The organism is Candidatus Glassbacteria bacterium, assembly GCA_019456185.1.
Lineage (GTDB): Bacteria > Gemmatimonadota > Glassbacteria > GWA2-58-10 > GWA2-58-10 > JAJRTS01.
Window position 1 is genome coordinate 1 of sequence record VRUH01000047.1, and the last position, 335, is coordinate 335.

Annotated in this window: 1 protein-coding gene; it reads right to left on the reverse strand. The window is 51.3% G+C overall.

All coding sequences use genetic code 11. The annotated features are described in order from the left end of the window. A partial coding sequence (locus tag FVQ81_14205) for a hypothetical protein (protein ID MBW7997697.1) occupies positions 1-303 on the reverse strand: 303 nt, incomplete at its 3' end. Positions 304-335 lie beyond the last annotated feature (32 nt).

Consider the following 335-nt stretch of genomic DNA (forward strand, 5'->3'; position numbering starts at 1 on the left):
TTTTTGCGCCGAGTTATCAATATACGTGGCCAGCTCGGTGAAAAACTCGGGGTAGAAAAACTCTAATTGTGTCAGGTGCTCGTAATTGATAATTTCCGTAAAACGGCCGAAATTGGTTTCAGCGCAGGAGAGGAACTCCTCGAACTTGTCCCTGATCGAACGGTAGAGGCGCGGAACCATGTCTTCCTGCGACAGGTATCCGCTGATCAATTCCTTGACCTTCGCCGCATCCTCGATCGATCCGCGGGAAATCAGCACATTGTGGTTGTGGACAAGCCCCTCGAGTTCGCCCTTTACCGCCATTACTTGAGCCGCCTTGAACTGGTGAAACCGTG